Origin of the sequence: Streptomyces sp. NPDC096013 (assembly GCF_044763565.1) — a bacterium.
Taxonomy (GTDB): domain Bacteria; phylum Actinomycetota; class Actinomycetes; order Streptomycetales; family Streptomycetaceae; genus Streptomyces.
Genome location: NZ_JBIWGK010000001.1, coordinates 1335367 through 1352449 on the forward strand (window position 1 = coordinate 1335367; position 17083 = coordinate 1352449).

The 17083-nt window shown below is 70.0% G+C and carries 15 protein-coding genes and 2 pseudogenes; 10 read left to right on the forward strand and 7 right to left on the reverse strand.

Annotated elements, in window-relative coordinates; all coding sequences use genetic code 11:
- Window positions 1-14 precede the first annotated feature (14 nt).
- Together ACIRB1_RS05790 and ACIRB1_RS05795 are read right to left on the reverse strand one after the other, a co-directional pair.
- Window positions 15-662 carry a ScbR family autoregulator-binding transcription factor gene (locus ACIRB1_RS05790; protein WP_352177813.1) on the reverse strand — a complete coding sequence of 216 codons (648 nt, stop codon included), beginning with the start codon at window positions 660-662 and terminating at the stop codon, window positions 15-17.
- A gap of 346 nt (window positions 663-1008) precedes the next feature.
- Window positions 1009-2454, reverse strand: a pseudogene (locus ACIRB1_RS05795) (S8 family peptidase); the annotation flags it as partial.
- 336 nt (window positions 2455-2790) lie between these two features.
- On the opposite strand from ACIRB1_RS05795, the gene ACIRB1_RS05800 reads away from it, so the two are divergent.
- Window positions 2791-3738 (forward strand): lytic polysaccharide monooxygenase, encoded by a 948-nt coding sequence (locus tag ACIRB1_RS05800; RefSeq protein ID WP_403464685.1) that lies wholly within the window; start codon window positions 2791-2793, stop codon window positions 3736-3738.
- Window positions 3739-3817: 79 nt separating this feature from the next.
- Here the strand turns inward: ACIRB1_RS05800 and ACIRB1_RS05805 are convergent, their stop codons facing one another.
- Complete coding sequence (locus ACIRB1_RS05805; protein WP_352177815.1) at window positions 3818-4471, reverse strand: Tat pathway signal sequence domain protein; 654 nt, start codon at window positions 4469-4471, stop codon at window positions 3818-3820.
- Window positions 4472-5162: 691 nt separating this feature from the next.
- Here ACIRB1_RS05805 and ACIRB1_RS05810 point away from each other — a divergent pair.
- Both ACIRB1_RS05810 and ACIRB1_RS05815 read left to right on the forward strand, forming a co-directional pair.
- Entirely contained in the window at window positions 5163-5846 is a 684-nt protein-coding gene (locus ACIRB1_RS05810) for a DUF6230 family protein (protein WP_352177816.1), read from the forward strand.
- Window positions 5846-6286, forward strand: a complete 441-nt coding sequence (locus tag ACIRB1_RS05815) for a DUF6114 domain-containing protein (RefSeq protein WP_403464686.1) — start codon at window positions 5846-5848, stop codon at window positions 6284-6286. Before ACIRB1_RS05810 ends, ACIRB1_RS05815 begins: the two co-directional genes overlap by 1 nt.
- A 65-nt stretch (window positions 6287-6351) precedes the next feature.
- On the opposite strand, the gene tatA is transcribed toward ACIRB1_RS05815, so the two are convergent.
- Window positions 6352-6594: a Sec-independent protein translocase subunit TatA gene (tatA, locus tag ACIRB1_RS05820; protein WP_352177818.1), complete on the reverse strand. Its 243-nt coding sequence runs from the start codon at window positions 6592-6594 to the stop codon at window positions 6352-6354.
- A 128-nt stretch (window positions 6595-6722) separates the two neighbouring features.
- Window positions 6723-7079, reverse strand: a complete 357-nt coding sequence (locus ACIRB1_RS05825; protein ID WP_403464911.1) for an ArsR/SmtB family transcription factor — start codon at window positions 7077-7079, stop codon at window positions 6723-6725.
- Window positions 7080-7150: 71 nt separating this feature from the next.
- Between ACIRB1_RS05825 and ACIRB1_RS05830 the strand changes: the two are divergent.
- From ACIRB1_RS05830 to ACIRB1_RS05855, 6 genes and pseudogenes are all read left to right on the forward strand, one after another.
- Window positions 7151-7303, forward strand: a pseudogene (locus tag ACIRB1_RS05830) (TerB family tellurite resistance protein); the annotation flags it as partial.
- 263 nt (window positions 7304-7566) lie between these two features.
- Entirely contained in the window at window positions 7567-8574 is a 1008-nt protein-coding gene (locus tag ACIRB1_RS05835; RefSeq protein WP_403464687.1) for a substrate-binding domain-containing protein, read from the forward strand.
- A gap of 39 nt (window positions 8575-8613) precedes the next feature.
- Window positions 8614-10977, forward strand: a complete 2364-nt coding sequence (locus ACIRB1_RS05840; protein ID WP_352177821.1) for a nitrate- and nitrite sensing domain-containing protein — start codon at window positions 8614-8616, stop codon at window positions 10975-10977.
- A gap of 11 nt (window positions 10978-10988) precedes the next feature.
- A complete protein-coding gene (locus ACIRB1_RS05845) occupies window positions 10989-11420 on the forward strand; it encodes a roadblock/LC7 domain-containing protein (RefSeq protein WP_266773724.1) in 432 nt (143 codons plus the stop codon).
- Window position 11421: 1 nt separating this feature from the next.
- Complete coding sequence (locus ACIRB1_RS05850; protein ID WP_328827955.1) at window positions 11422-11781, forward strand: DUF742 domain-containing protein; 360 nt, start codon at window positions 11422-11424, stop codon at window positions 11779-11781.
- Window positions 11768-12385 carry an ATP/GTP-binding protein gene (locus ACIRB1_RS05855; protein WP_352177822.1) on the forward strand — a complete coding sequence of 206 codons (618 nt, stop codon included), beginning with the start codon at window positions 11768-11770 and terminating at the stop codon, window positions 12383-12385. The genes ACIRB1_RS05850 and ACIRB1_RS05855 overlap by 14 nt, the downstream gene beginning before the upstream one ends.
- Here ACIRB1_RS05855 and ACIRB1_RS05860 read toward each other — a convergent pair.
- Together ACIRB1_RS05860 and ACIRB1_RS05865 are read right to left on the reverse strand one after the other, a co-directional pair.
- On the reverse strand, window positions 12366-13874 hold the full coding sequence (locus tag ACIRB1_RS05860) for a M81 family metallopeptidase (RefSeq protein ID WP_403464688.1): 1509 nt from the start codon (window positions 13872-13874) through the stop codon (window positions 12366-12368). The two genes, ACIRB1_RS05855 and ACIRB1_RS05860, sit on opposite strands and share 20 nt — an antisense overlap.
- Before the next feature lie 71 nt (window positions 13875-13945).
- The gene (locus tag ACIRB1_RS05865; protein ID WP_403464689.1) at window positions 13946-15145 is read right to left on the reverse strand and encodes an ROK family protein; all 1200 of its coding nucleotides are present in this window, start codon (window positions 15143-15145) and stop codon (window positions 13946-13948) included.
- 180 nt (window positions 15146-15325) lie between these two features.
- Here ACIRB1_RS05865 and ACIRB1_RS05870 point away from each other — a divergent pair, with 180 nt between their 5' ends.
- On the forward strand, window positions 15326-17083 hold the full coding sequence (locus ACIRB1_RS05870) for a peptide ABC transporter substrate-binding protein (protein ID WP_403464690.1): 1758 nt from the start codon (window positions 15326-15328) through the stop codon (window positions 17081-17083).

The following is a 17083-nucleotide window of genomic DNA, read 5'->3' on the forward strand; positions in this document are numbered from 1 at the left end:
CCGTACCGGGCGGGTCAGCCGGCTTCGATCTCCCGCTCCAGGCGCGCGGCGAGGCTGAGATAGCGGGCGCGGCGCGGGACGGGGACCAGGCCGCGGATCACGAGGTGCCACATCTCGGCCGTTCTGCGCGGCTGTAACGCGACCGGTTCGAGGGTGCGGCCGAGGACGCGGATGCCCACGAAGAGGCCGACGAGGGTGCGGGCCATGGCGTCCACGTCGGTGTCGGGGTGTGCGTCGGCCTCCGCGACGGCGCCCGCGAGCTTGCGGGAGGCGATGTCCAGCCACTCGGTGAAGGGGTGCGGCATCGGGGGCCGTACGTCGATCTCCCCGGCGGCGAGCCGGAGCCCGGCGCGCGAGATGGGGCCCTCGACGGCGAGGCGTGTCATGCCGAACGTGACACGTATCAACGTCTCCAGTGAGGTGTACCCCCTGTTGTCCATCTCCTTGGCCATCTGGCGCGAGGCCTTGGCCTGCATCTCCAGGATGGTGTGGGCCAGGTCCTCCTTGGCCGCGAAGTGGAAGTACAGGGCGCCCTTGGTGACCTGGGCTTGGTCGACGATGTCGCTCAGGCTGGTGGATTCATAGCCCTGCCGGTCGAACAGCTCGGCGGCGGCCGTGATGATCGTTGTGCGGGTCTGTTCGGCCCGTAGCTGCCTCACCATCGACTGAAACACTCCCGATGAAGGAAAAACAACGGCCCATGCCGTTTTTTCTTACCCCCTGTACACAGTAGCTCACCCTGTGGCGGTGTCGACCTTGCTTCCGAAGACCACCAACACCCCTCACGTTCCCATCACTTGCATCTCTGTGTCACCCCCGTCCCGACTCTTGACCACTTTCAGTGGCTATGGCACGTGTCAACGCCGGTTCCCGGCCAAAGAGAAGACCGGCCAACCCGGCGGGGCACCCACGAAAGTACGCCCCGCCCTACGGGTCAGTCGGTCTGTTTCTCTGCATCCCCTGTGCGACCAGGGGTGTTGTGCGGAAGTGCGCTGTGACCCGCTACGAACCGCCGCGCACGGCCCGCACGGTCCTGGCCGCGTCCGCTAGTCCGGCACCGCAGCCGCCGGGGCAACTGCCCGGCAGGGCGCGGGCGTTCGCCTTGATGGCCGATTCGATCCGGGCCGGGGTCAGCGCGGAGTCGGCCGACTTCATCAGCGCGACCAGGCCCGCGATGTGCGCGGTGGCCATGCTGGTGCCCTGGTAGCGGGCGTACGACTCGGTGGACGGCGTCGTGGTGCCGGAGTTCAGCGTTGAGTGGATGCCGTCGGCGGCGCCGGTCTGTCCGCCGGGGGCCGAGATGTCCACGCCGGAGCCGTAGTTGGAGTAGGACGCCTTCGCACCGGCGCGGTCGGTGGCGGCGACGGAGATGACGTCGGCGCAGTTGCCCGGCGAGTGGTTGGCGACGTTGTCGTTGTCGTTCCCGGCGGCGACGACGACCGTGGTGCCGCGGTTCACGGCGGCGGTGATCGCGCTCTGGGTGGCCGAGGTGCAGGCGCCGTCGCCGCCCAGGCTCATGTCGATGACCTTGGCGACGTGGGCGTTGGCGGGGACGCCGGGGACAGTGCCGCCGGACGCCCAGGTGATGGCGTCGATGATGTCGGAGTCGTAGCCGCCGCACGTGCCGAGGACGCGCAGCGGGGAGATCTTCGCGCCGGGGGCGATGCCCGCGCTGCCCTTGCCGTTGTGGGGGACGGCGGCGATGGTGCCCGCGACACGGGTGCCGTGCCAGGAGGAGGGGCCGGCCGGGTGGCCCGCGCCGCACTCGTTCGCGGCGGAGCCGTCGCCGGGGTCGGCCGGGTTGCCGTCACGGCCGTCGCCGTCGGCCGACACGGCGGTGTCGGAGATGAAGTCGTAGCCGGCGACGACGTTCACGGCGAGGTCGGGGTGGGTGACGTAGCCGGTGTCGATGACGGCTACGGTGACGCCGCTGCCGGTCGAAGTCGGCCACGCGGCGGGCACGTCCATCCCGGCCGTGGTCTCGAAGAGGTCCCACTGCCCGCTGTACCCGGTGTCGTCCGGGCCGGCCTGAGGGGTGTTCAGCCGGTCCGGTACGACGTAGGAGACCTGCGGGTCGGACCGGAACTCGGCGATGACGTCGGCGACTTCGGTGGTGGAGCGGGCCTCGCCGAGGCCGACGAGGGCGGCGCCGGTGCCGAGGCGGCGCTCGAAGTCGACGCGTTCGCCGGTCGCTTCACCCTTGGCGGTGGCGTCGGCCTCGGCGGCGCGGTTCGAACTCGCCTCTGCGGCACCGGACTTGTAGCCGACGATGAGGCGTTCGGCGAGGGTGCCGGGGGCGGCCTCGGTCTGTCCCGGCAGGGCCGGGGCGGCGGTCTGGACGGGGGGTTCCTGGGCGACGGCGACCGAGGTCGCCGCTGTGACGAGGAGGGCAGCGGAGACCGCGGCGCCGGATATCAGGGCCCGTCCCGTGGTGCCTGCCGTGGGAGTGCGCAAGGGCTTGCCTTTCGTGGCCGTGCTCCACGCGGCGCGGAGCGGCGGTCGATGCGCTTCGCCGTCGAAGCGGGTAGGGGGTCGAGCCGAAGAGCGCCGGGCGCGGACGGGTGCCACAACAGGGGTTGCCCATGGGTCAGCTGGGGTCAAACGATAGGCAAAAAGAAGGTCACCGGGATACGGGGGAAACCCTCGATCAGGCCGGAAACCACCCCTGAGTGCCGGACGGTTGACCGGAAACGTCCTGGTTCACCGCGAGGGGCGGACTGAACGCGTCGGGCCTGGTTCCCGTATTGCACGAACAGACCGTTGCCGCCCCCGGCCGAGGAGACGTTCCGGATGTCCCGGATGACCGCACATCGCACCGCCATGGCGGGCGCCGCCCTGGCCCCGCTGCTGCTCACCGTCTGGGCGGCGGGTCCGGCGCGGGCGCACGGCGCGCCGACCTATCCGGTCAGCCGCGTCTACGCCTGTTCGCCCCAGGGCGGCAGCCAGGCCGGCTCGGCCGCGTGCAAGGCGGCGATCGCCGCGAACGGGGCGCCGTTCACCTACTGGGACAACCTCCGCGTCCCCGACATCAACGGCCGCGACCGTCGGCTGATCCCCGACGGCAAGCTGTGCAGCGGTGGACTCCCCGACTACAAGGGGCTCGACCTCGCCCGCACGGACTGGCCGTCCACACGGCTGACCCCGGGGGCGAAGCTGACGATGACGTACGCGTCGACGATCGCGCACACCGGGACGTTCAAGCTGTATCTGACGAAGGCCGGTTACGACCCGGCGAAGCCGCTGACCTGGTCGGAGCTGCCGACGACACCCTTCGCCGAGGTCAAGGACCCGCCGCTGACCGGCGGCGCGTACCGCATCGACGCGACGCTGCCGACGGGCCGTACCGGACGCCAGCTCATCTACACCATCTGGCAGAACAGCAGCACCGAGGACACCTACTACTCGTGCTCGGACGTGGTGTTCCCGGGCGGCGCCACCGCCTCCGCCCCCTCGTCCGCCTCGTCCGCGGGGAAGGCCGCCTCGAAGGGCACGCCGACGAGGCCGTCGCCGTCGGTCAAGTCACCGACGGCGGCGAGCAGTTCGGCGAAGGCCCCGGCATCCGCCACGGCGCAGAAGGCGTCCCCCGCCGAGGAGAGCACCGCGCCGGGCAGCACCCCGGTGGCGTCCGACACCGACGCGTCCGGTGGTCCGTCGGCGCCCATGATGGCGGGCGGCGCCGCCGCGGTGCTGGTGCTCACCGGGGGCGCCGCCCTGGCCCTGCGACTGCGCCGACGCTGAACTCGGCGCGTACAGGCCCTCCTTGCCACGTGGCCGGAACTTGTCGGCCGGTACCTCTTGGTTGGTGAAGACCGCCGCGTTAGTTGGTGAAGACCGCCGCGCCGCCGTCGGTCACCGGGGCGTACTTCGCGGTGAAGTAGCCGGCGCTGAAGCAGAGGGACGAGCCGGAGGTCTTGGTGAAGGCCTGGTTGGTGAAGTTGATGCTGGAGTCGGTGTTGCTCGCCGTGCCGTTCAGGCTGGGCGCCTGGTAGACGCAGGTGATGCTGCCCAGCAGGGTGGTCAGCTTGACGGTGGTCTGGATGGTGGAGCCGCTGGCCGGGGTGACGGTCAGGGTGCCGTCCGAGACGGCGGCCGTGCTGTACGGCAGGTTGTCGACGGTGATGCTGGTGACACCGGTGACGCCGAGCACGTTGCTGGTGCAGCTGCCGCTGGTGAAGGTCTGCCCGGAGACGGACTCGGTGGCGGTGCCCGGCGCGGTCGGGTTGTCGGTGACGGTCGCGGTGAACTGCGACGAGGTGCACTTGATGCCGCTGGTGCCGGTCGCGCTGGAGTACAGGGTGGCGGTGGTGCCGGTGGCCAGCGGCGCGGTGAGGACGTCGCCGACGGCGACGGGCGTACCGCCGAGGCTGCCGGTGGTGAGCACCGGGGTGTCGGCCGCCGAGGCCGGGACGGTGAAGGGGAGGGTGAGCGCGGCGACGGAGCCGACGAGGGTGAGGACGGTGCGAGTACGCATGCGGGTGTACCTCTTCTTCCGAAGTGGACCGTCGAACCAGGGGGGTTCTCGGGGGGGTGGGGAACTGGGGATCGGGGGCGCGAGTCCACCGCCGCCGGGCTTGCGCGCGTCGCCGCCGCCGGCCCGTGGCGCCTTCTCCGTACGCGACGGACCGGCAGCGGCGGTCGGCCGGTGACCGGCCGGAGGCCCGCGGGGGTTGGGGGTCTCCGGCCGGGCCGGGCGGTGGGGCGGACGGCACGGACCAGGGGGAAGCGGCCGTGCCGCGCCGCGGGGTGCGGACTCTGAGGGGCGTCAACTGCCCCTGTGGAAAGGGAAGTCCGGGAACGCGGCTCGTGCCGCGCGGCGGATCCGGCGCCACGGATCCCGCAAACAAGGGAGAGTTGTAGACCTGAGCGTCCGTCAACGTCAAGAGATACAGGGCAAGTTGGCGTACAGGACGAGGTCTGCCGAGAGGCCGGAAAGCCTTCTCTCACAGGTGGCGCATCATCAACACTCTTTTTTCACATCTCCCTTGACCCTTGAATGTAACCCCCGGTAACTTCCTCGACGGCTACTGCTGCGTAACCCTGAAAGCCCTTGCACCCGCCGGGAGTTGTGAGGAGGGCTGCGCCGCACCCGCTGTCCGCGCCAGGACAACGCGCCATTTGGAATCCGACCCGCGTTGAACCAGAGCAGCACATTGGGAGCAGACATGGCTTCACCCTCGGACGCCACCCCGTCCAACGGAAACACCCCTGAGCAGCCGGAAAGCGGTTCCGCGCCGGAGACGGCCGAGGGGCCCGAGAGACGCGGTCAGGTCCGGCTGCGCCGCGCGGCGGTCATGGCGGTGCCGGCCACGCTGGTCGCCGCGGCCCTCGCGGTGCTCACCGCCCAAGGCGCCCTGGGGGTGCAGTTCTCCATCTCCGGCATGCCGTTCACGGTCACCGCCAAGTCGATGGACGGCACCGGCTTCGAGCAGTTCGGCGACCTCGACAACATGATCCCGAACAGCCCGAACGCGGGTGACACGGGCGGCCAGGAGCTGATCATCACCTCCGCCATCAAGAACGCCACGCTGGACAGCCTCTGCCAGAGCGTCGACCTCGGCGGGGTCAACCTGCTGATCAAGGCGGGCAGCGGCGCGACGAAGGTGACGGCGACCGACCTGACCACGGACTCGACGGAGATGTCGGGCAACGCGTCCTTCAACAACATCGAGATCGGCAACGACGCCAGCACACTCACCAAGGCGGGCGTGCAGGGCAAGAAGGGCGTCTTCAGCCAGCAGGCCGACACCGTGCACATCGACAACCTGCGGCAGACCAACTACGCCACCACGGCAGGTGTGTTCAAGCTGCCGGGCCTCAAGCTCAGCTTCAGCGACTCGGGTTGCTGATGTCCGGAAACCTGTCACGGCAGGGGATGCGGCCCGCCTTCCGAGGGTGGCGGGCCCGCCGTCCGTTCTGGGGCGGGCTGCTGCTCGCCCTGGGCGGGGCGGAGATCCTGGTCACGGAGAAGGTGTCGCTCAAGGTCGCGATGCACATCGGCATGCAGGGCATGACCGGCTATCTGCTGCCCGTGGTGATGCTGCTCTGCGGACTGCTGATCCTCTTCAGCCCCGGCCAGCGCCTCTTCTACTCGCTCATCGGCATCCTGTGCAGCCTCGGCAGCTGGCTCACCTCGAACCTGGGCGGCTTCTTCATCGGGCTGCTGCTGGGCATCGTCGGCAGCTGCATGACCTTCGGCTGGCTGCCGGACCAGGAGCCGCGGTCGGAGCGCCGCCGCCGTAAGCGCGAGGCGAAGTCGACGGCGGAACCCCTCCAGCAGCAGTCCTGACGAACACTTCGGCCCCGGCGACCGCCGGGGCCCGACGCGTTCCGCCCTGGGTCGCGCTCAGGGGGTCAGTGAGCGGTTGCCGGTGGTTCCGTAGCGGTGGCCGCCGGGGACTCGGTCACGGTGGTGTGCGCCGTGGTCGGCTCCACCGTGTTGCTCTCCTCCTTCATGGCCTTCGCCTCGCTCTTGAGGATGCGCATGGACTTGCCCAGTCCGCGGGCCGCCTCCGGGAGCTTCTTCGAGCCGAACAGCAGAATGGCCAGGGTCACCACGACCAGCAGGTGCCATGGTTCGAGTCCGTTGCGGAGCATGGCCTCGCCTCTCTTCACCGACAACAGTTGCTATGTTGCGCAACTGTACAACCCGGAGGTCGCGCGGGAACCGCTCGGGGCCAGGGCGTCGTAGGGCCCGGAAAGGGGTGTGCGGGTGGGCGGAGCTGTCAGAGTCCGCGGAGGCGGGGCACGGGCAGGTCGGTCCGGTCGGCGCGGGCGCCCAGGCGGGTGACCGCGAGCCGGACGATGTCGACCACGTCGGGATCGTCGACGAAGTACACCTGGCGGCGGCCCTCACGGCGGGCCCGGACCAGTCCGGCGAGCCGCAGTTTGGTGAGGTGCTGGCTGACCGCGGGCAGCGCTCCGCCGACCCGTGCCGCGAGCCTGGTGACATCGCTCTCGCCCTGGGCCAGCGCCCACACGATGTGCAGCCGCGCGGGCGAGGCCAGCAGCCCGAAGGCCGCGGCGGCGTCCGCGAGCACGTCGGCGGACGGGTCGTCGAAACCGCTGCCGGCTGCCGTCACCGTCGTCGCCTCCCGCCCCTGACCGGTCCCTCGCACGGACCGCACCAGTCTAGGCGGCCGGAGTTTCTCCCCGGTGCAAGGAGAAGCCGGCCGGGGCGCGTGCGGTGATCCGGGTCGGCATCGTGATCGGCGGTGCGGACGGCGACTTCGACAAGGCCGAGCAGGCCGTGGTCCGCGAGGCGTGTTTCACCCTCGACCTCCCGCCGCACGGGTTCGGCCTCTGACCGACCGTCGATTTCCCCGTCCGGGACACTTCTCCGTCTCCCCCTGGGTAACCTTCACACCCTCGGCAACTCCCGTACGACGTCGCGATGATCACGATGCGGCAGCAACAACTCACTCCATGTCGCTGCTCACTTGACTACCAGCGGTCACACGCGATTGGCTCCGGCCCAACGGGAGTAACCCGGTCGGCGCACCTCATACGGCTCCGGGCGCACTCTCCCCGTCCCCGAGCTCGGCCGCACAGCGAGGTGCCGCACCCCCCATGACCACTCCTCCCTCACCTCACCCCTCCTCCCGTCTCATACGCGGTACGGCGCTGCCCTTCGCCGTCACCGCATGCGTGCTGCTCTCCGGCTGCTCCGGGACCGGCGCCTCCGGCACGGACGCGGCCGGTGCCGCGGACGCCGGTCGCCTCAGGCTCGCGCTGGTCACCCACGCGAGCAAGGGCGACGCCTTCTGGCTGCTGGTGAAGAAGGGCGCCGAGGCCGCCGCGGCCAAGGACGGCGTCGATCTGACGTACTCGAGTGACCCCGACGCCACCGGGCAGGCGGAGCTGGTGCGGGACTCGGTCAAGGACGGGGTCGACGGCATCGCGCTGACGCTCGCCAAGCCGGACGCGATGAAGGGGCCGATCAAGGAGGCCAGGGCCGCGGACATCCCGGTGGTCGGCCTCAACTCCGGTATCGCCTCATGGCAGTCGGAGGGCGTCCTGGAGTTCTTCGGCCAGGACGAGAGTGTCGCGGGCCGCGCCGTCGGTGAGAAACTGGACGCCCTCAAGGCCAAGCACGCGCTGTGTGTGATCCACGAGCGGGGCAACGTGGCCCTGGAGGCGCGCTGCGCGGGCGTGAAGAAGTCGTTCACCGGCCAGACCGACATGCTCTACGTGGACGGCACCGACATGGGCGCCGTGTCCGCGGGGGTCACGGACCGGCTCAAGCAGGACCCCAGCATCGACGAAGTGGTCATGATGGGCGCCGATTTCGCCCTCGCCGCGGTCAAATCCGTGAAGGCGGCGGGCAGTAAGGCCAAGGTCGCCACCTTCGACCTGAACCAGGACCTGGTCAAGGCCGTGCAGGGCGGGGACGTACAGTTCGCGGTCGACCAACAGCCTTACCTCCAGGGCTACTTGGCCGTGGACTCGCTGTGGCTCTACAAGACCAACGGCAACATCAGTGGCGGCGGGGCGGCTCCCGTGCTCACCGGCCCGGCGTTCGTGACGAGGACGAACGTCGGCGCGGTCGCGAAGTTCGCGGCCAACGGAACGCGCTGACCGGACACTTCGTACGAGGATGTAGCGAGGACGACCACGATGTCTCCACGGACAGGTGCCCGGCGCCGCGTCGGCTCCATACGTCTTTCCCTGATCCTGCTGGCCCTGGTCCCCAGCGTCACGCTGGCCGCGATGTGGGGCGTGACGACGACCCAGATGTTCACGGAGGGCCTACGGCTGCGCTCCCAGACGGAGTTGAGCCGCTCGACCGGCGCCATGGGCACCGAGGCCGCGCTCGCCCTCCAGAAGGAACGCAGCCTCTCGGCGGCCTGGATGGCCGATCCGCACGGCTCCCAGGCCGCGTTGGAGACCCAGCGCGCGGCGACGGACAAGGCGGTGGCCCAACTCATGGGCCAGTCGGGGGCGATCAAGAAGGCGCCGTCCCGCGTCAAGGACCGGATGTACTCGGTCGTCGCGTCCGTGGACAGCCTGGAGTACTACCGCAGCCAGGTCGACAATCCCACCGACATCACCGCCCAGCAGGTGCTGGACCAGTACACGGCGATCATCGACGACCAGATCCAGGCGTTCCAGGAGCTGTCCCAGGTCGACGACGGCGACCTCACCTCGCAGGCGGAGCCGCTCGTCGCCCTGGAGCACGGCGCCGAGCTGGTCTCCCAGGAGGACGCGCAGCTGACGCTGGCCTGGCGCTCCGGGCACCTCGACGACAAGTCGTGGGAGCAGTTCGCCGAGGTCGTGCACGCCCGGCGCTGGCTGGTCCAGGACCAGATCGTCACCGCGTTCCAGGGCCCCGCCAAGACGAAGATCGAGCACATCCTCCAGAGCCCGGAGTGGAGCACCCTGGAGTCCGTGGAGGACGCGGTGCTCACGTCGGGCACGGCGGACAACGACACGGCGGGACAGATCACGCTGCCCCCCGAGCAGAAGGAGTGGAACGCGGCACTGTCCGAAGTCGCCGACCAGTACACGGCGTTGATCAGGCAGCAGACGTCCGGGCTCCTCGACCGCAGCTCCGACAAGGCGCACAACCTGCTCGTCACCGCCGCCTCGCTGAGCGCGGGCGGACTCGCCGCCCTGCTGCTGTGCGTGGGCATGTCCTGGCGGATCACCCGCTCGCTGTCCCGCCGGCTGCGCGGCCTGAAGATGGCCACGCTGAGTCTGGCCGAGGACCGACTGCCCGATGTGGTGGCCCGGTTGAACCGGGGCGAGAAGATCGACGTGGAGTCGGCGACCCCGCCCCTGGACTACGGCGACGACGAACTCGGCCAGGTGGCGCAGGCGTTCAACGCCGCACAGCGCACCGCCGTGCACACCGCGGTCGAACTCGCCGACACCCGCAGGGGTTTCCAGAAGGTCATCCTCGGCATCGCCCGGCAGAGCCAGAACCTCGTCAACCTCCAGCTCACCAAGCTCGACCAGCTGGAGCGCCGCCACGACGACCCCGAGGTCCTGCGCGGCCTGTACGAACTGGACTCCACGGCAAGCCAGTTGCGCCGCTACGAGGAGAACCTCGTTGTCATCAGCGGCGAGCAGCCCCGCCGCAGCTGGACCGAGCCGGTCGCGTTGATCGACATCCTGCGCAGCGCCGTCGGTGAGGTCGCCCAGTACCAGCGGGTGGAGGTGCACACCGAGGAGGAGGTGTGCCTCGCGCCGCCCGCGGTCGCCGACGTGATCCACCTGCTGGCCGAGCTGATCGACAACGCCACCGTGTACTCCCCCGCGCCGAGCCCGGTCGGGGTGCGGGCCGCGATGGTCGCCAAGGGCCTGGTCGTCGAGGTCGAGGACCGCGGCCTCGGCATGTCGGAGGAGGACTACGCCTCGCTGAACGCGCAGTTGGCCGTGGCACCGAAGTTCGACGTCGTCGCCCTCGCCGACGACCTCCGGCTCGGTATGTTCGTGATCGCCCGGCTCGCCATTCGGCACGGCATCGCGGTGACCCTGCGCTCCTCGCCGTACGGCGGCACGACCGCGATCGTGCTCATCCCGCACGACATCGTCGTACCCGAACCGGTCGAGGAGTTCACGCCGGGTGCGTCAAGTGCCGCGGAGGACGAGGCGGTCGTGGCCGAGAAGGCGGCCGGAACCTCGACCGCCGCGCCGGACCGGGCAGTCGAGGTCCCGGATCGCGCTCCCGCGGCGCGGGCCGTCGTCCCTCCGGCGCGATCGTCCGAGCCGTCGGAATCCATCGATTTGGGTGGGCTCGCCCCATTGCCGCGGCGGGTGCCGCAGACCAGTCTGGCCAGTGAGTTGCGGGAGGAGGCCGGACCGCCCGAGGAGGACGGGGAGTTGGAGGACTTCACCGCGGAACGCGCGGCCTCTTCGCTGGCCGGGTTCCAGCGCGGCACGCTCCAGGCGCGGGACTCCCTCGACGACGACGCGCCATCGCAGTACGACCGGGAGGAAGCAGCAGCCTCCTCGAATCCGCCCGCCGACCGCTCATGAAGGACTCCGCCATGACACGTCCCGTCCCCGCCACGCACACCCAGCTCGACCAGTTGCTCACCGGACTCGTGGACCGGGTGGCCGAGGTGAACCAGGCCGTCGTGCTGTCCGAGGACGGCTTGGTCGTCAGCAAGTCCACCGGGTTCCTGCGCGACGACGCCGAGCGGCTCGCGGCCACCGCGTCCGGGCTGATGAGCCTCAGCAAGGGGGTCAGCATGGACTTCCGGGGCGGCCCGGTGCGCCAGGCGCTGATCGAGATGGCGAACAGCTATCTGATCCTCACCTCGGCGGGCCCCGGCGCCCACCTGGTCGTGCTGACCGGTCCGGGCGCGGACGTCGGGGTCGTGGCGTACCAGATGAACATGCTGGTGAAGAAGATCGGCGAGCATCTCAGCGCCGCGCCGCGGGCCGGTGTCGGCCCCGCGGCCGGCTCCGGCGAGTGAGGTGAGCGGTGGCGACGCGGCGGGGCGGCTCGTACGGCCGTTCACGCTGACCGGTGGCAGAACCCGGCCCAGCCGCGCCGATTTCACCCTCATCACGACGGTGACCGCGGTCGAGCCGGCGCCCGCCCGTGCGCCCAGGCCGCAGCCGGAGCAGTCCCGCATCCTGCGGCTGTGCGCCGAGCCGCTGGCGGTGGCGGAGGTCGCCGCTCTTGTCGACCTTCCGGTGAGCGTGGTAGTGATCATGCTCTGCGATCTGCTGGAGGCGGGCCTGATCACGGCCCGGCCCCCGCACCCGGTCTCCCGTACCAGCCCGGACCTGGACCTGCTGCAGAAAGTGAGGGAGGGCCTTGACCGGCTCTGACACCATCGCTCCGGCACCCGCGCCGCCCGAGACGGTCAAGATCCTGATCGCGGGGGGCTTCGGCGTCGGCAAAACCACCATGGTCGGTTCGGTCAGCGAGATCGCGCCGCTGCGCACCGAGGAGCCGCTGACCGTGGCGAGCCTCGCCGTCGACGACCTCGACGGCATCGAGGAGAAACGGGCCACCACCGTGGCCCTGGACTTCGGCCGCATCACCATCGGCCAGGACCTGGTGCTCTATCTGTTCGGCACCCCGGGCCAGCAGCGCTTCTGGTTCATGTGGAACGACCTCGCCCTCGGCGCCCTCGGCGCGGTCGTCCTGATCGACGTCCGCCGCCCGAAGTCCAGCTTCGCCGCCGTCGACTTCTTCGAGCGCCGGGGCATCCCGTTCGTGGTGGGCGTGAACGGCTTCTACGGCGAGCACCCGTATCCCGCGGAGGCGGTGCGCGAGGCGCTGGCCCTCCCGGAGGACGTCCGGGTGCTGCTCTGCGACGCGCGGGAGCGCGACTCGTGCCGGAACGTACTCATCGCGCTGCTCGACCAGTTGATCGCCGCCGCCATCGAGGACGGGGGCGGCGGCAAGCTCACTCGTCCGGCCCGCTGAGCGGTTCGTCCGAGGGGGCGACGACCCGGGCGGTGAGGTCCGGGTCGGGCATGTCCCGGTCGAAGGGGAACATGGGCCGCCGGATGCGGTGATGGCCGAGCCGTTCGAGGTCCTGGTCCACCCCGCCCGGGGTGAGGGCCATCTTCCAGTCGGCGGCCATGGCGAAGAGTTCGGGTTCGAGATAGCCGATCTTGACAAGCACGAGGTCGGCGGAGCGCGGGTCCAACTCCAGGTCGGTGAAGTCGTGTTCGTGGTGGTACGGCTTCCGCAGCCGGGTCAGGATCACATACACGCCGCCGACTCTGAGGACGACCTCGGTCTCCGCGTCCCGGTCGCCGTGCCGGATCGAGTGCACGACTCCGGTGAGGGTGAGCGGGCCCGCGTGCCGGTCGTCGACCTCGGCGCCCGCTGTGACGGTGACGGTGGCGCCGACTCCCGCCGCCGCGGCCGTGTCCACGGCTGCCGGTCCGGGGAGCGACGCGTAGATCACCGTAGGGCCGCTCTCGTCCTTGAACTCCGGGCGTTCCAGGACCTGTTGGAGGCCCCAGGTGACATCGCCCGCGCCGCCCGCGGTGGGGTTGTCGCCGGTGTCGCTGATGAAGTACGGGCGGGCGGTGGAGGCGAGTGCCTCGTCCAGGCAGTCGGCCAGGGTGCCGGTGGGCGCGACGAACTCGAAGTCGTGCCGTGCCTCCCAGAAGCCTCGGGCCAACTGCTCGGCGGCTGCGGTGACATGGGGCTCCGACGGGCCGGTGACGACGACCGCGGCCCGGTTGCGGGGCTCGTCCGCCCAGGCGTAGCCGACCCAGATCGCGGCGTCGGTGACCCCCTCGGTCGCCTCTGCTTCCGCTACGGCCGCGTAGACGCTCTTCGCCGGTTCGATGCGGGTGGAGGTCTGTTCGCCCGCGAGCAGTACGGGGACCGGGACCCACGCCTTGACCGGGCGGGGGGCGCCGCTGGTCAGGAGCTCCACGAGGTTGCGGGCGGCGCGTTCCTTGGTGTCCATGGCGTCCTCGTGCGGGGCCATGCGGTAGCAGGTGATCAGGTCGCTCCGGTGGACCAGTTCGCGGGAGACGTTGCCGTGGAGGTCCATCGAGGTCGAGATCAGGGTGTCCGGGCCCACGATCTCCCGGATGCGGCTGAGGAGGAGGGATTCGGCGTCGTCCATGCCCTCGACCGTCATCGCACCGTGGATGTCGTACCAGAGGCCGTCCACGGGGCCCAACTCGGTTAGTCGGGCCAGGAGTTCGTCGGTGAGTTCCGTGAATGCTGCCGCGGTTACCGTGCCGCCGGGGAGGGCCTTGCCCACGAGGGCGCCCTGCCAGGTCGCGGATTCGCCGAGGGGGGTGCCGGGGGCCAGGAAGGGGTAGCGGGTGAGGACTTCCGGGCCTCGCTGGGGGTGGAAGGCGGAGGCGTCGGTGCGGGCTGGGGAGAAGGTCGAGGACTCGATGCCCAGGCCTGCGATGGCTATTACGGGACGGGGTGACGGCATGGGTTCTCCAAGTCGTGTTGTCTGCGGATTCGTCGTGGCTGGTCGCGCAGTTCCCCGCGCCCCTAGGGATGTCACCTCGCCCCTGATTGATCCGTGACCGTTTGGAGGGCTTGTGCCAGGGCTCTCTGTAGGGCGAATTGGCCTGCGCCCACCAGGCCCGCGTCCGCGCCAAGGCTCGCTCGTTCGATGATCAGGTGTTCGGTGACCAACGGGTGGCAGCCCTCGTAGAGCTGGCTTCGGACGGCCGCGACGAAGGGTTCCAGGGTGGAGAGGATGCCGCCGAGGTAGACGGCGTCGGGGTTGAAGAAGTTGACGTTGGCCGCGAGGACCTGGCCGAGGTAGCGGCCGGCCTGGCGGACCGCTCGGGTTGCCTCGGGGTGGGAGTCGGTGGCGAGGCGTACGACGTCCTCGGTGGAGGTCACGTCGAGGCCGAGGCCGCGCAGGATGCGGACCAGGGCGGCGCCGGAGGCGACGGTCTCCAGGCAGCCGGTGTTGCCGCAGGAGCAGGGGATGTCGTGGGCGGCCTCGACGCGGACGTGGGTGATCTCGCCCGCCGCGCCGGTGCCGCCGCGGTAGAGGCGGCCGTCGGCGATGACGCCCGCGCCGATCGCCGTGCCCGTCTTGACCATGATCGACTGGCGTCGGTCGGCGGGCTGCACGGTGTGTTCGCCCACGGCCATGCAGTTGGCGTCGTTCTCGATGGCCGCCGGGACGCCGAAGCGGTCCTCCAGCCAGGCCCGGACGGGGAACCGGTTCCAGCCGGGCATGCGGGAGGGGAGGGTGACGACGCCGTTCGTGACGTCGACCGGGCCCGGCAGCGAGAGGCCGACCCCGCGCAGCAGTTCCGGCCCGCGGCGCTCGGCGAGATCCTGGAGGGTGTCGGCCAGGCCGGGCAGCGCCGCCTCCGGGCCCTCGGCGGTCGGGAAGGGCACGGTCGATACGTCGGTGAGGCCGCCGCCGGGCAGGACGACCCCGACGTGCGCGTGTTTGCCGCCCAGTTCCGCCGCGACCGCGAAGCCGTCGCTGCCGCCCAGCCGGAGCACCTTGCGCGGGCGCCCGCCGGTGGAGGAGCGGGTGCCGTGTTCGGCGACCAGGCCGAGGGAGACCAGCTGGCCCACGGCGAGGGAGATCGTCGAGGGGGCGGCGCCGAGGAGTTCGGCGAGTTCGGTGCGGGTCGCGGCCTGGCCGGAGGCGAGGAGTTCGAGGACGTGCTCGGCCAGTGAGGAGACGCCCGAGGTGCTCTTCCGGCGGTGCGCACTTTTTTCAGCCATGAAGGAAGTTACTTCCGGATCGGCGGTCGAGGCGACGAGCGTAAGTCACCCACATGCCCTGTCGGCTTTTTTCAGAACGGCAGTAACAGGCTTTTTACAGCCGCACGCCTGTTTCTTCGACAGCAGGGGTCGTTGACTGTCCTCACTCCCGCCTCCGCCCCTCTTTTTCCGAGGAGAACCATGTCCCCTGTTCGCTCGAGACTCCTCGCAGGTGCCTCCCTGACCACGGCCACGCTGCTGCTCGCGGGCTGTTCCGGGGCGAGCGGCACGTCGTCGTCCGGGTCCCACGACTCGATCGACTACGCGCTGCCCGCGAACTTCACCCCGAACTGGATCCTGCCGATCGGCACCGCGGCCCACCTCAACACCAACAACATCTCCCTGGCGAACTCGCTGTGGGAGCCGCTCATCGCCTACGACGGCTCGACCGGGACCATGGGCTGGAACAAGAAGGGCTCGGTGGCGACCGCCGCCGACTTCGCGGCCGACGACAAGAGCGTCACGATCACCCTCGGCGACCGGCACTGGAGCGACGGGAAGCCGATCACCTCCGCCGACGTGAAGTTCTGGTTCGACCTCATCAAGACGAACAAGTCGCAGTGGGCGGGCTACAACCCGGGCAAGGCGCCGGACAACTGGACGTCCTTCAAGGCCGTCGACACCACCCACTTCACGATCACGTTCGACAAGGCGTACAACCCGCAGTGGATGCTGGCCAACGAGCTGAGCTCCATCACCCCGCTCCCCCAGCACGTCTGGGACAAGGCCGGGGACGCCAAGAAGGACTGGACGTACCTCAACGACGCGGCGAAGAACATCAACGGCTACGCCACGAACGCCCTGTGGAAGACGATCAGCGGCCCCTACGCCGTCAAGTCCTTCTCCACGGCCGGCAAGGTCGTCCTGACCGCCAACGCGAAGTACGACGGCGGCGAGAAGCCCGGCATCCCCACGGTGAACCTCCTCCCCTTCACGACGGCGGACGCGGAGAAGAACGCGCTGCGCTCCGGGTCCGTCGACTACGGCTACATCGAGGCGACCGACCTCGACCAGAAGGCGAGCTTCACCGCCCAGGGCTACACGGTGAAGCCGTGGTCGGGCTGGGCGATCACCTATATGCCGTACAACTTCAACAACCCTTCCATGGGTGCCGTGTTCAAGCAGCTCTACGCCCGGCAGGCCGTGCAGCGCTCCATCGACCAGGCGGGCCTGTCGAAGGTCATCTTCAACGGCACGGCGGTGCCCGGATACGGGCCGATCCCGCAGGCGCAGACGTCGTCGTTCCTGTCGGCCACGCAGAAGTCCGACCCGTACCCCTTCTCCACCTCGGCCGCCAAGTCCCTGCTCAGCACCCATGGTTGGACCGAGCAGGGCGGGGTCATGACCTGCACCGCCCCCGGCACCGGCGCCGCCCAGTGCGGCGAAGGGGTCGCCAAGGGCACCAGGTTCCAGATGCAGGTGCTGTCGCAGTCCGGTTCGACGGTGACCGACAACATGATGAGCGCGATCCAGTCCTCGCTGGCGAAGACCGGCATCAAGTTCTCCATCAAGACCGCGCCGGTCAACTCCGTGCTGTCGCAGACCCCGCAGTGCACGGCCTCGCAGTCGATCTGCAAGTGGCAGCTGTCCTTCTTCGGTACGGCGGGCAGCTGGTACTTCCCGGCCTTCCCGACCGGCGACTCCCTCTTCCAGTCCAAGGGCGGCGCGAACTTCGGCAACTACTCCAACCCGGCCGTCGACAAGCTCATCTCCGCGTCCACGACGTCGAGTTCGACCCAGGCGATCCAGGACTACAGCGCGGCCCTCGCCAAGGATCTGCCGGTGATCTGGCTGCCGGAGCCCGACTACCAGATCTCCGTGGTCAAGAACGGCCTCGGCGGCTTCTCGCAGGACCCGCTCGCCAACTTCCACCCGGCCCAGTGGAAGTGGACCGGCTGA